This is a genomic window from Crocosphaera sp. Alani8 (assembly GCF_038442745.1).
In the GTDB taxonomy this organism is placed as follows: domain Bacteria; phylum Cyanobacteriota; class Cyanobacteriia; order Cyanobacteriales; family Microcystaceae; genus Crocosphaera.
In genome coordinates this window covers 1-13,276 of record NZ_JARVCN010000050.1, presented here as the reverse complement: position 1 = coordinate 13,276, position 13,276 = coordinate 1, and the positions used below count along the sequence as shown (strand labels likewise).

Here is a 13,276-nt window from a genome sequence, read left to right as displayed (position 1 = left end):
GTTTGGCCTAAGTTTTCGCAGCGAGTGACCCCTGGCTTTTTGAGAAGATACATATTTTTTAGGTTCTAAAAATGTCCTCAAAAAAGCTTGCAACCAACGCCAATAAAAACCCATTTTTCTGAAAATTTTACTTTTGGGCTGCCAAACTTTTCCTGTGAAACCAATATGACGTCTTCCTTGATTTTTAATTATTTCCTTAATTCGGCTAAATTCAGGGTGGTTATCAACCTGCCATCCCGCAACAGCCGCCGCAACACCAATATAGGAGTGATCTCCTTGGAAAACTTGCCTTATACCAAGCCAACGATCCGCCAATTCCCAAGTATCTAAAAATTTCCACTCTTGATCGCTACTTCGTCTAATGATAATTAAGTTTTCACAAATCCATTGAGTTTGAGAAAGGTCTATTTTTAGCTTTTGGGCTAGTAACTGAAAGCTACCATAATTTTTAGGATGATGTTTTTTAAGGTTCTCTTCTAAGGATTTACAACTGGTATTTGCGTACATCCCAGGAGGAATTTCTAAAACTTGTGGGATATCTCCAATAATTTCACTATCTGCGTCAACAAGAACAGCACATTCGTAATGCTTCAGAGCATTTTCTAAAGCAAAACGCTTATCATTGTATGCGTATAAAATACTTGTTCTATGTAATTTGACTGCATTTACTTTTGGAAGATCTTTAAAATACTGTGGCTCATCCGTGACTACAAACAAATCAATATCGCATTTTTGTAACTGTTGAGCTAAATGCTTCGCAGCTAAACGATAAGGATCTCCAAATGCAAGTGTGCAAAAACAGTATTTTACCGAAGGAGACATCTCCCCAGATCTAGGGCTTTGTGAAGAATAAAATTGATCTTTTTCCATGAATTTTTCTCTACTGAATTAAGCGATAAAAATCAGATAGCAATCCTGGTTTAGGGACAAAAATTATCAATTCAACATCTTTCGATTAAGGTAGATCCCATTAGTTGGGCAAATCCGATAGGTTGTTAAGCTCTAACCTAAAATAGAACATGAGTTGCACTTAGTCCTCTTAAATATCCTTTATTATCTTCCAATGCACTCCATCAGAAGCTTGATCATCAACGGGGTAATGCAACATCACACTACTATACCATTGAAACCATTTTTTTACCTCTTGTTTTAATCGTCTTTGATCCTTGTTTACAAAATATCTTGGCGACTATGGTAGCATTTATTTGCTCAATTTTTCTATAGATTTTCAATTTTATCTAAATAGTAACTTCCTACTTTTATTCCTCTTGACTGTAGTTTTTTTACTCTTTTTCCTTGTTCATCTTTGAGGATTATTTCTATTTTTACTATTCTGGTAATTTATCATAGATATTTACTAAGTTACTATCATAAATCACCTCTACTTCTTCCACATCGTTGTAAAAGCCCCATAATAAATAATCCCTTGATAATTTGTAAACCATTAATGTCTAATTGTTTCTATAGCAATACAAAAATTGGTTAGGACATTTTTCATATCCCTAGCTGTCATTCCGAGGTACGAGGAATCTCCACAACCTCCTAACAATAATGCGTGGTGCCATAGCGTAATCAAGTAAAATTTAGTATGATAAAATGGTAACCTTTTAGCCCCTTAACTGACTTTAGTTTTGTACATCCTGAAGAGGTAATACTATGAAGTTGAAACCCTCCTTAGTCCTGTTTTTTTTATTCACGACAGGAGTGCCTTTAATTTTTCCTGTGAAAGCCAATGCCCAACTACGCAACATTGGCCCTAACCTTTCAATTCCTTCTAGACAATGTATCCCTGGAGCGGTTAACTGTGGTGCTGAGGTTCACCGCGAAAATATGCGCCATAACCGTCAACTCTATTTTCAGACCCCTGAAAAGATTTTGCAACATTTCCATCGTGAACGCACGGAAAGAGCTTGTCTAGAGCGCACTATTACTACCCCTCCCCCACCTATTAATAACAACTGTAATCAATATCTTGAGCGGATCGATACCCTAAATCAAGAGGATGCTGTCATCGATCAAAGGATACTTCAACAACAAGAAATTGATCAGCTTTATCCTAATCCCCTTTAGAGAGTAGATAGTTATATTGAGAAGGTAAAGGGGCAGGGGAAGCAGGAGCAGAAAAAGTATTGCTTTACCATAATAAGCCGCCTTAACATGACAATTAACATATTCTCTTATCCTTCTGCTTTGATTAATAAATATCGTTGGTTGTTTGATTGAATAAAGGTTGACTAATAGGCATCACCAAAACTTTATCTACACGATTTCCGTCCATGTCCATCACTTCAAACTTCAAGCCCTTCCAATTGAAACTATCGGTTGCCTTGGGGATTTTACCCAAATGAGTAATCACAAAACCTCCCAAAGTATGAAAGTTACCCTGTTTTTCTCCAGGAATAATCTTCAGTCTAAATACTTTTTTAAATTCATCAATGGCTACGGTTCCGTCCATCAACCAAGAACCATCATCTCTACGTACTATAGAAGGAATAACAGTTTGATCGATGCGAGGAATATCCCCGACAATGGCTTTCAAAATATCATTAATAGTCACCAATCCTTGAATAATTCCGTATTCGTCTACCACTAAAGCAATGTGATTTCCTGTTTGTTGGAATAATTGTAAAACTTTTAATCCCAAGGTACTATCGGGAACCAATAAAGGTTGTCCTAAAGAAGCAGTTAAATCGAATTTTTGACAACTCAAACAATTAGATAATAAATTTGTTACCTGAACAATACCCAAAACTTCTTCTAAACTTCCCTGACAAACAGGAAAACGAGTATGGGTACTATGGACAACTTTGTGACGATTAATTTCAGCAGAATCTTCTAAATTTAACCAAATAATTTCGGGACGGGTTGTCATTAAACTGCTAACTTTGCGATCGCCTAATTGTAAAACCCTCTCCACCATATCGTGTTCCACTTCTTCAAACATTCCTGCTTCTTGTCCCTGTTTCAACATCACTTTAATTTCTTCTTGTGTCACAGGGGGTTCGCTGATAGTGGTGGTAATGCCCAAAAAAGATAGAATAAAATCCGTAGAAGTTCCTAACAATTGAACTATGGGGGAAACGAGACGAGAGATAAACAGTAAAGGTATAGCCATCAATGTAGCAATTCCTTCGGGATCACTCAACGCTAAACGCTTGGGAACCAACTCTCCAATCACTAGGGATAAATAGGTCAAACAAAGGACAACCAGGGTTATAGAAATGGCTTCGCTGTGAATCATTAACCCAGGAACACGCTGTAAAATAACCGTCAGATGTGCTGATAGGTTTGCTCCACCATAAACCCCTGCTAAAATGCCGATTAGGGTGATCCCAATTTGTACTGTTGATAAAATCTGGTTGGGATCATTGGCTAATTCTAAAGCGATTTTTGCCCGTCGATCACCTTGGAGACTCATCTGTTCTAAACGAATTTTTCGAGAGGAAACTAGGGCTATCTCTGACAGGGCAAAGATGGCGTTAAATAAAATCAACAAAAGGATAACCAGAAGTTCGCTTGCGATCGCAACCATAGAAACTCGATTTCGGCTTTGATTCAGAATAACCCATCATTTCTAGTATCAACTATTAACTCCCCAAAAACCGAGTGATCTTCTATTAAATTTTTATGAAATCCTGACATTTATCTCGGAAAAATGTAACAATAGATACAGAAAATACTTTTAAACACCATCAGTTTTCTCATCCAATGGAGAAAAGATGAGGAAAAGCGATCGGAGGAAAATCAATTATGAAACTGTCATTTCGTGGAATCAGTTATAATCACGAGCCTGTAAGCTTAAAATCTAGCAATGTAGAAATAGAAGGAACTTATCGGGGTGTTCATTGGAAAAGTCATCCTTATGGTAAATCTCCTGATGGTCAAGGACTTAAGGGTATGACTTATCGAGGTGTTCATTATCCAGACAATTAACTTATCAACCTGAGTTCGCTGAATGGAACTCAGGTTTCTAGTCAGAGTTTTTTCTCGCTACTTTTGACTTTGACTTTCTGCCTTTTTTCTTTCTCGTTCCGATACAGCTTCTTGTCTGGTGCTGCGCCATGCGTTGAGGGTACGACCCAAGTTTTGGGACAATTCCTGCCATCCCAACCAACTACCGACACGATTTTCATCCCAAGAAGCGGAAAATATACCGTAACTTAATCCTAAGACTCCTAACCCAAATAAGCCGAAACTTACTGCACCAACTATTGAATTAGGAATATCTAGTAAGTCTTGACTAACAACCCAATAGAAGATGAAAAAAGAGGACATTCCTAAAAAAGTAGGGATACCTGAAAAGATGGCCATTCGTCTGACCATTCTTTGACTTACGCTGTCAGGAATAGCATTTAAACTTGCATCGCGGTAGCCTTTTTGGGATTTTTGAGAACTTTTAAAGGAATTGTTAACTTTTTGTGGAGTTTTTTTTTGTTTCTTCTTTTTTTTCTGGCCTGGTTCAAAGGGGATAGAGTTCCTCGGGGAATTATCTGCCATAAGTCTTAAAATGGAATTGTAGATTATAAGGTTGAAAATTAATTGACAATGTGATTAATAACACACCTTTATCGATTTTAGCTTACTGTAGCAATTGTGTCCGTAATTTATCAAGATACGATTGTTAGTGATGTTAGCTATATAATCCATTGCTTATTGTTTTCTCAGAGAATTTTAAGCTACATTTCCTATGCTATTTAAAAAGTAGTATTTACAGTTCACATACTTTGAAACAATCTGAGTTTGGTGTTGAGAGTACCCTGTTTATGCTACAGTTAACCCTTGAGTATTCATAGCCTAAAAAATTATGAAACCTGTCGATTTTTTGCTTATTATTCATCCTGCATTGGCGGTTATTATTGTTTTTCCTTTGATTGGAATTGTCTCTTATTATTCCTTGCAAACCCGCCAAAGACGTTTGGCTTTAGCTAATAAAGAAAAAAGTAAAATCCCCCCTATCGTAGGAACAGAACACGTTAAGGTAGGACGCTGGTTATCCAGTGCGGTGGTAACAATTACTTTGTTTGGATTAGCTTATCCTATTGGGGAAAATATTATTAAAAATCAACTGTGGACGAACAACTTTTTACAGTTTATTTTCCTAATTGTCATGTTTGTCTTGACGGCGGTTTCTCTCTACTTTCTTCACAGTGCTAGACAAGCACATTGGCGAGGAACTTTTGCTACTTTAACTGGGATGGGAATTGTTGTTTTAGGTTGCCAAGATAACGTATTTCGTCGCACTAATGAGTGGTATGTGTCCCATTATTACTATGGCATTGCTGCTTCCTTGCTGATGATTTTTTCCCTAGCTATTGTCACAGACATTTACAAAGATAGGTCAAATCGTTGGCGAAATGCCCATATCATTCTCAATTGCTTCGCTTTGTTGTTATTCATGGGACAGGGAATAACAGGGGCTAGGGATTTATTAGAAATCGGGAAATTTAAACTAGGAGGGTAGAATGTAGAATGTTTAGGTTTCTACATTCTTAACTCTCTTATTTTCCTAGTCCTAACGAAGTTTAGCGAATATACTCTTTAAGGATGCTATTACGATTAGGGTGGCGTAATTTGCGCAGAGCTTTGGCTTCGATCTGACGAATACGTTCGCGAGTAACGTTGAAAATCTGACCAATTTCTTCTAGGGTTTTCATACGTCCGTCATCTAACCCATAACGTAACCGCAGAACATCTCTTTCACGAGGACTTAAAGTGTCGAGAACATTCTCTAAATCTTCCCGTAATAGGTTCTTAGATACCTCATCCTCTGGAGTTTCGCCGTCCGCTTCAATAAAATCCCCCAAACGGGAGTCTTCTTCTTTCCCGATGGGGGTTTCTAGTGAGATGGGAAGTTGTGCCGATTTAGCGATAAAACGTAACTTCTCAATGGTCATTTCCATGCGAGTGGCAATTTCTTCCTCGGTGGGTTTACGACGCATTTCCTGGGAGAGAAGTTTTGTTGTTTTCTTGATACGGGAAATGGTTTCGTACAGATGGACAGGAAGACGAATGGTACGCGATTGATCGGCGATTGCTCTGGTAATAGCTTGACGAATCCACCAAGTAGCGTAGGTAGAAAATTTATATCCCTTTTCGTGGTCAAATTTTTCCGCTGCACGAATTAACCCGAGAGATCCTTCTTGGATTAAATCTTGGAAGGATAAACCACGATTCATGTATTTTTTGGCAATGGAAACCACCAAACGAAGATTGGAGTGAACCATTTTATCCTTGGCTTTACGTCCCAGATATAAACGCCGTCTGAATTTTCCAAGGTAGCTTTTAGATTGTTCTTTCCAGCTTTTCTCTAAATCTGAAACGATGTCCGCTTTTTGTAACATGGCGGTTACTTCGGACCATCTGGGTTCTTTGTCTTTGGCTGATTGGGCGCGGAGCATTTGCTCGATATTCTCCCATTGGAAGATTCGCTTACCCCATTGATCGTCGCTGGGTTCTTGTTCTTGATCAAGTTCTTCCCACAATGCTTCTCTGATACGCTCGAGTTGCAGTAAATCAGCAATTTTTCGAGCTAGTTCAATTTCTTCTTCAGCCCTTAAAAGTCGAATGCGACCTATTTCTTGCAAATAAACCCGAATCGAATCTTCGGTATAAGGTTTCTTCTTACCAGGATCTTTACGACGAGAAGCACTAATCTTGCGATTCTTTTTAGTTTCTACTTCAACAATATCGTTGCTAGGTACGTCTATATCTTCGTCAATGAAGAATGGTACTTCTATCTGAGATTCCGTAAGGGTTAATAGGTCGTTAGCCTGCGTCATGCCGTTTTCCTCTTGCTCCTTCGATGCAAAACTAGAAGTGATAGTGAATTATCAGTTGAGTTATTTGGATGAGTCTCTATCAACTATCCTTTGGACATAGCCAGCTTTCTTTGTACAGTGCGAAATTGTCTAAAGTTTTTGGATACGGACGAGTGTTTGTCTCATTAACCTTGGAAAACTTTATAAGTTTCACTCTAGAAAACTGAAATCCTATCCGATTGTAGCCTCAATTACGAAAAATCGGGGACAGTTTTTGCTTTAATAGCATCAAGATTGTGTGAATCTTGACTCGAATCATCCTAAATTGGATGCTAGGGAATCCGAAATATAGGTCAATATTCCTATCTTTTCGGATAGATTCTTATCTGATTACTAGATAATGGTGAGTCTGTTGGATCGATCAAAAGTGGTACTTTTGTTTTTTAGAGAGAATACAATTTAGTCCTTTTAATCATACGTTAGCAAAGTTTTTGGGCTATCGATCTACTTAAAACGATCAAACAGCGATCAAATATCAAAATATGATGACCCTTTAACCAGATCAGAGGTTCCATAGCACAGCGAAGGACTTAAAAAATGGTAGAGGAATTGAGCCAGCTACTGAAGGTTGCTGAATAATAGGGTGATTTACAAAATATTGCCATAATTTATCTCTTTTTCATAAGCTTTGTAGTCTGGTTTCCTGATAGATAAATAAAATCAGTAAAAAAAATTTGACATTTTCGATTTTTGATGATTTTCATATAAAAGTTTGAGCAATTTCTATTAGTAATAATTTCCTAGGCTAAGGGGAAAATTGAAAATAATAAAAAAGATACTCCAGATATATAAAAATTAGTTTATTTTGGTTAATCATCTTCAGCCTTATGCTTTAAAAATTTAATTCTCTTTCCTATAAATACTTCCATCTGGCATTATTGCTCCTCGCAAATCAGCATTGGTTAAAATTGTTCCTGTTAAATCAGCATCTCTTAAATTACTATTAACTAAAATAGCATTACTGAGGTCAGCATAACTCAAATCAGCCCCCTGTAAATTAGCTTCTGTTAAGTCAGTAGGAAACTGCGATCGATAGGGTTCTTGTGTTAGTTTTGCTCGACATAATCTTGCCCCCGATAAATTAACTCGGTGCAATGATGCTGAGTTTAAATTGGCATAACATAAGTCCGCTTGGCTTAAATTTGCTTGTTCTAAATTAGTCCTGATTTCAGAGGTAGGGCGCAAGTCTACTTCGTATAAAATAGCTCTTAATAATACCGCTCTTGTCAGATTTGTACCACACAAACTAGCTTTACTTAGATAGGTGTCTGTGAGGTTAGCGTCAACCAATTTTGCTCCACTGAGATCTGCATCTCTTAGTATTGCCTCAGATAAATCTGCATCCTTGAAATCACTTCCCCAGAGAACAGATTCACTAAGATTAACTTTTTTAAAGATAGCTTGACAAAAAATACTTTTTCCTAGGCGAGATTGTCTTAAATCCGCTCCCTGAAAATCTGCACCTGAAAGGTTAAAATCGATTAAATCTGCCTCTCTAAGAACAATATTATGGAATATTCTCCCTCCTAACTCGTATTTTTTTAGTAATTCTTCTAATTCCATTCTTTATTTCCTATTTATCTCCTTTTGATTGTAGTCTTAATTACCTCGAAAGTCGGGGTTTCTTTGACTTCATTTAATTTACAACTATTTAGTAATATAGGAACATAGCATTAATTAAGGTATAATTAAAAGTCATAATATGTCCACATAGTTTTTTATCCATATAACAATATGGCAAAAGTAAGCACCTCAGAATACTCCCTTGAGACGACATTGATAGGAAACAAAGAGATTTGTCACTTACCTCCTGCTGCGTTGGCGATGATTGCTGATTTTTTCAAAGTATTATCAGAAATGAGCCGCTTGCAGATTATTTGTGCGTTAAAAAATGGGGAAAAAAATGTTTCTCAGATCATCGAAATCACGGCTTTAGGTCAAGCGAATGTTTCCAAACATTTGAAAGTATTAACCCAAGCAGGAATTGTGACTCGTACTCAAGAAGGGGTAAATGTTTTTTATGCGATCGCTAATCCATTGGTGTTTCCTTTATGCGATCTTGTCTGTAATTCTGTTGCTACGCAATTACAACAGCAAAACGAACAATTTCAGTCAATAAAAAGCTTTCAAGAGTTATTTTAGAATGTTGACATGAATATAAAAAAAGTAGTTCGACTAATAGTGGGTTTTTCAGCTTTAGGGGTTAGTATTCCTTCTTTCCTATTATTTACCTACGTAACTTTACAAGATTGGATGCTTTTAGATGCTGCTACTCAAGAAATTATGATCAATAGAAATAAAATGGATTCAGAAGAAATGAATTATCTCTTATCAAGAGAATTAGCCCATCGTATTAATGTAGCTGCAGATGGAACCTGGGCATTAATGAGCGCAATTATTGGTTTACAAGCTATTGCTCTAGTTACAAGAAACAGTGATTAGAATTCTACTCAATAAGATAATATTTCATCATAAATAAACATCGTTTAAAATTACTATTTCTGGAACTTAATATCTTAATTGATTATCCAAAATATTGTAGAATAAACTATAGTATTTAGCCCGTGATATAAGTCGAAAATTATGATTGACCTCTACTACTGGACAACCCCAAACGGTCACAAAATTACTATTTTTTTAGAAGAAGCTCAACTAGACTACAATATTAAGTTAGTTAACATTGGGAAAGGAGAGCAATTTGACCCTGCATTTTTACAAATTTCTCCTAACAATCGAATTCCTGCTATTGTTGATAGTTCTCCAGTAGATAGAAAGCAACCCATTAGTATTTTTGAATCTGGTGCAATTCTGTTGTATTTAGCCAAAAAAATCCAGCAATTTTTACCTACAAATATCAGGGGTGAAATGGAGGTTATGGAGTGGTTATTTTGGCAAATGGGGGGACTTGGCCCCATGTTAGGTCAAAACCATCATTTTAGTCAGTATGCTCCCGAAAAAATTCCCTATGCTATTAATAGATATGTCAAAGAAACAGAACGACTTTATGGAGTATTAAATGAACGTTTAAAAGATAGAGAATATATTGCAGAAGATTATTCCATTGCTGATATGGCCGTTTATCCTTGGATTGTCCCCCATCAACAACAGAAACAAAATTTAGGGGACTTTCCTAATCTAAAAAGATGGTTTGAAACCATGCAAAATCGCCCAGCAGTTCAAAAAGCTTACGAAATAGCTAAAAATCTAAAAACAGGAGCAACAATTACAGAAGAATCTAAAAAGATTTTGTTTGGTCAAGGAAAAAGAGAAAGTTAAATGAGTTAAGTATTGAAAGTTATCCTTGCTCAGAAACTTTACTACCTTTTTTATACCATTTTCGCCAAGCAGTTGAACTTCTTATGGCAATCCATAACAGCATTAAAGCAATTAATCCCCCATTTGTTGGAGCATCAAAAGCAAACAAAACTAATAAAATGCAAATAATGTCTTCAACACAAATCACCCAGATAGGTAAGCCCCTTAAACGAAAGAACCAACCCACTTGAACTAACTTTAAAACCAAAGCCAATAAGCCTCCAATCAGCCCAATTAACCACAAAGGAATGATTCCTAAATTAGCAATTTTAACCACAGTAACTGCTAATAAACCACCCACAAAAGGACTAAAAATTAACTGAACAATCTGTAAAATACGTTGCCCCAATAACTTTTTAGAGCCAAATAATTCAAATAAAGACCAACTAGTTAAAATCCCGATTAAAACTTGAGGAGGAATAACAGAAAGTAGAGGAACTTCTGACCACAAATCACTACGAAGTAAGCCAACAATTAATAAAGGTAAAGCAATTCTCATACCAGCCGCTGCGGACACAGAAAGGATTGCTAAAATACCAATAATCATTTTATTTGACTCTTACTATCTAAGTCGTTCATTTTCCATTGTCTCCTACTCTTGTACAATAGTGACAATAGCCTTTTATAAACCCCATCATGGTTGAAGTTCCCAACAGTTTAGAACAAGCCGTTCAGCAAGGCAAAGAAGCAGCTAAAATTGCCCTAGAATCAGGTGTCGGACGTATTTCCATAGAAATTGTTGTCCCAGAAATTGCCATACAAGCCCAAGCGTTAGCATTAGAGTTTACCACCTTATTTGAAGGGCAACAATCGGGCTTAAAAGTAATTTTTCCCGACACTGGGGCGGCCGCCTTAGCTAGACGGGACTGGGGAGAAACCCCTTTTCGAGTAACAGACTTAGGGAGTCGGGCCACTTCTATAGACAACAAAGTTTCTGAAGCAGACGAAGCCTTTTTATTGGTATGTCCCTCCTCGGTGGAAGTAGAAACTGTAGAAAAATTGTGTAATTTAGCGGACCATCGTCCCGTCATTCTGCTCATTCCTCAGTTAGAAGATGTTTCTATTGTGGGTATTGGTTACGCGGCTAGACAACTACGGGAACGGTTTATTAGTACCTTGGAGTCGGTTTATTATTTTCGCCCCTCAGATGAAGTGGTAGTGTTGCGGTCTTATCCTTCTCCTTGGTTAGTATATTTAGAAAGAGAAAATGGCTACGAATTAATTGCTGAACAAACACAAAAACCTATGGGGGAAGCCTTAGATATTTTAGTTAATGATGTCTTGAAAGGGGAAGAAGAAGATACTAGTCAACCTCAACGCAAAAAATCAGGAATTTTTGCCAGTATGCAAAGTTTTCTCAAAGCTTTGAGTCAGTAAGCTGAAATTTATATTCCTTTAAAGTTTCCTTAAGAGGAGAGCATAAGAAAAGAAAACCTGAATTAATGCTTAAAAAAACCCATAGGAGACAAGGATTTTTTTAGTCTGGAAGGGAACAAGATAAATTAATTGGTTAGAGTCCCTGTGCAGCAATTAATGGAAACAACAGGGGATTATCTTATCGAGAAAAAATAAGCAGGAGAAAGACTCAATGCAAGATAAACAGATGCTCATGATTCCAGGGCCTACCCCTGTCCCTGAAAGTGTCCTTTTAGCTATGGCTAAACATCCCATCGGACACCGTAGTGGAGATTTTAGTCAAATTATTGGGGAAATTACCGAAAACCTGAAATGGCTCCATCAGACTCAAAACGATGTCCTCATGTTAACCGTCAGTGGGACTGGGGCCATGGAAGCAGGAATCATCAATTTCCTGAGTGCAGGGGATCGGGTTTTAGTGGGGAATAACGGCAAATTCGGAGAACGTTGGGGAAAAATTGCCCGCGCCTTTGGCTTGGAAGTAGAAGAAATTACCGCCGAATGGGGTAAACCCCTCGAGCCAGAAGCCTTTAAAGCCAAGCTAGAAGAGGATACCAATAAAACTATCAAAGCCGTAATTGTCACCCATTCCGAGACCTCTACAGGGGTTCTCAATGACCTCCCAACCATCAATAGCTATGTTAAGGAACACGGAGAAGCCTTAATCATGGTAGATGCTGTCACCAGTTTGGGATCTGTTAATGTGCCGGTTGACGAATGGGGACTAGATGTGGTGGCCTCAGGCTCCCAAAAAGGCTACATGATCCCCCCAGGATTAGGATTTGTCGCCGTTGGTCCTAAAGCTTGGAAAGCTTACGAAACAGCCACTTTACCCAAATTTTATTTAGATTTAGGAGCCTACAAAAAAGCAACCGATAAAAGCAGTTCCCCCTTTACTCCCCCAGTTAACCTCATGTACGGGTTACAGGTGGCTCTAGAAATGATGAAAGCAGAAGGGTTAGAAGCCATGTTTACCCGTCATCAACGCCTCACCCAAGCTACTCGCGCTGCTGTTAAAGGGTTAGGTTTATCCCCCTTTGCTCCAGATGAAGCCGCGAGTTATGCTGTAACCGCAGTTATGCCCTCCACCGTTGAAGCAGAGGCCATCCGTTCTACCATGAAAAAAGAATTCGATATAGCCTTAGCCGGAGGACAAGATCACCTCAAAGGAAAAATTTTCCGCATCGGCCATTTGGGTTTTGTCAGTGAACGAGATGTTTTAACGGCGATCGCTGCCCTAGAAGCCACATTACAAATTTTAGGTCATCAGGGGGCAGATTCTGGAGCCGGTATTGCGGCTGCGTCTCGAGTGTTAGGTTAAACCTCAGTTCGGTGTTGAATCTTTTTCAACTACAGAATAAGCGTTATACACTCTTCATTTTCACCATGTCAAACTTAGGTTAGGGTAATGGACTGAGGGGATGAGGGGACATAAGTAGTCGGACATAAATTTTACGTTTTCCCCATCTCCTCCGTGTCCAAAAACATTAATCTTTCCCTATCCTACTCTTCCATTGTTCTTTACCCCTGTTTGGTACTCTCGAATAGAAAGTCATAAACAGTGAATGACAATGGTTAGAAATTTTCCAATCAATTCTGGTGAAATGGTAGAGCGAGCCGATCGCTTAATGAGTGCAGCCTCGAATCGTTATCGTGTTGTAGTACAAGTTTCGAGGAGGTTTTTCTAGAAGACAAAAACCTGTACAATACTAGACATACCTGTACAT

At 37.9% G+C, this 13,276-nt stretch carries 14 protein-coding genes; 8 read left to right on the top strand and 6 right to left on the bottom strand.

What is annotated here, in order from left to right:
* A partial coding sequence (locus P9B04_RS04040; RefSeq protein WP_342053711.1) for a hypothetical protein occupies positions 1 to 870 on the bottom strand: 870 nt, incomplete at its 3' end.
* A gap of 786 nt (positions 871 to 1,656) precedes the next feature.
* Between P9B04_RS04040 and P9B04_RS04035 the strand changes: the two genes are divergently transcribed.
* Complete coding sequence (locus tag P9B04_RS04035) at positions 1,657 to 2,070, top strand: hypothetical protein (protein WP_342053710.1); 414 nt, start codon at positions 1,657 to 1,659, stop codon at positions 2,068 to 2,070.
* A gap of 124 nt (positions 2,071 to 2,194) precedes the next feature.
* Here P9B04_RS04035 and P9B04_RS04030 read toward each other — a convergent pair whose 3' ends face one another.
* Positions 2,195 to 3,532 carry a hemolysin family protein gene (locus P9B04_RS04030; protein ID WP_342053709.1) on the bottom strand — a complete coding sequence of 446 codons (1,338 nt, stop codon included), beginning with the start codon at positions 3,530 to 3,532 and terminating at the stop codon, positions 2,195 to 2,197.
* Between the two features lie 218 nt (positions 3,533 to 3,750).
* On the opposite strand from P9B04_RS04030, the gene P9B04_RS04025 reads away from it, so the two are divergent.
* Positions 3,751 to 3,933, top strand: a complete 183-nt coding sequence (locus tag P9B04_RS04025; protein WP_342053708.1) for a DUF4278 domain-containing protein — start codon at positions 3,751 to 3,753, stop codon at positions 3,931 to 3,933.
* Between the two features lie 57 nt (positions 3,934 to 3,990).
* Here the strand turns inward: P9B04_RS04025 and P9B04_RS04020 are convergent, their stop codons facing one another.
* Positions 3,991 to 4,497 (bottom strand): PAM68 family protein, encoded by a 507-nt coding sequence (locus P9B04_RS04020; RefSeq protein ID WP_342053707.1) that lies wholly within the window; start codon positions 4,495 to 4,497, stop codon positions 3,991 to 3,993.
* Between the two features lie 307 nt (positions 4,498 to 4,804).
* On the opposite strand from P9B04_RS04020, the gene P9B04_RS04015 reads away from it, so the two are divergent.
* Positions 4,805 to 5,461 (top strand): DUF4079 domain-containing protein, encoded by a 657-nt coding sequence (locus tag P9B04_RS04015; protein WP_342053706.1) that lies wholly within the window; start codon positions 4,805 to 4,807, stop codon positions 5,459 to 5,461.
* Positions 5,462 to 5,522: 61 nt separating this feature from the next.
* Here the strand turns inward: P9B04_RS04015 and rpoD are convergent, their stop codons facing one another.
* Together rpoD and hetL are read right to left on the bottom strand one after the other, a co-directional pair.
* Positions 5,523 to 6,821 (bottom strand): RNA polymerase sigma factor RpoD, encoded by a 1,299-nt coding sequence (gene rpoD, locus P9B04_RS04010; protein ID WP_342053712.1) that lies wholly within the window; start codon positions 6,819 to 6,821, stop codon positions 5,523 to 5,525.
* 837 nt (positions 6,822 to 7,658) lie between these two features.
* Positions 7,659 to 8,381: a heterocyst differentiation pentapeptide repeat protein HetL gene (gene hetL / locus P9B04_RS04005; RefSeq protein ID WP_342053705.1), complete on the bottom strand. Its 723-nt coding sequence runs from the start codon at positions 8,379 to 8,381 to the stop codon at positions 7,659 to 7,661.
* Between the two features lie 171 nt (positions 8,382 to 8,552).
* On the opposite strand from hetL, the gene P9B04_RS04000 reads away from it, so the two are divergent.
* The 3 genes from P9B04_RS04000 (at position 8,553) to P9B04_RS03990 (ending at position 10,094) form a co-directional block, all read left to right on the top strand.
* Entirely contained in the window at positions 8,553 to 8,960 is a 408-nt protein-coding gene (locus tag P9B04_RS04000) for an ArsR/SmtB family transcription factor (RefSeq protein ID WP_342053704.1), read from the top strand.
* A 9-nt stretch (positions 8,961 to 8,969) separates the two neighbouring features.
* A complete protein-coding gene (locus P9B04_RS03995; protein WP_342053703.1) occupies positions 8,970 to 9,260 on the top strand; it encodes a hypothetical protein in 291 nt (96 codons plus the stop codon).
* 141 nt (positions 9,261 to 9,401) lie between these two features.
* Positions 9,402 to 10,094, top strand: a complete 693-nt coding sequence (locus tag P9B04_RS03990) for a glutathione binding-like protein (RefSeq protein WP_342053702.1) — start codon at positions 9,402 to 9,404, stop codon at positions 10,092 to 10,094.
* A gap of 19 nt (positions 10,095 to 10,113) precedes the next feature.
* On the opposite strand, the gene P9B04_RS03985 is transcribed toward P9B04_RS03990, so the two are convergent.
* Positions 10,114 to 10,680, bottom strand: a complete 567-nt coding sequence (locus P9B04_RS03985; protein WP_342053701.1) for a DUF4126 domain-containing protein — start codon at positions 10,678 to 10,680, stop codon at positions 10,114 to 10,116.
* 89 nt (positions 10,681 to 10,769) lie between these two features.
* Between P9B04_RS03985 and P9B04_RS03980 the strand changes: the two genes are divergently transcribed.
* Together P9B04_RS03980 and P9B04_RS03975 are read left to right on the top strand one after the other, a co-directional pair.
* On the top strand, positions 10,770 to 11,510 hold the full coding sequence (locus P9B04_RS03980) for a DUF1995 family protein (RefSeq protein WP_342053700.1): 741 nt from the start codon (positions 10,770 to 10,772) through the stop codon (positions 11,508 to 11,510).
* Between the two features lie 211 nt (positions 11,511 to 11,721).
* Positions 11,722 to 12,870, top strand: coding sequence for a pyridoxal-phosphate-dependent aminotransferase family protein (locus P9B04_RS03975; protein ID WP_342053699.1), 1,149 nt, complete (start codon positions 11,722 to 11,724; stop codon positions 12,868 to 12,870).
* Positions 12,871 to 13,276 lie beyond the last annotated feature (406 nt).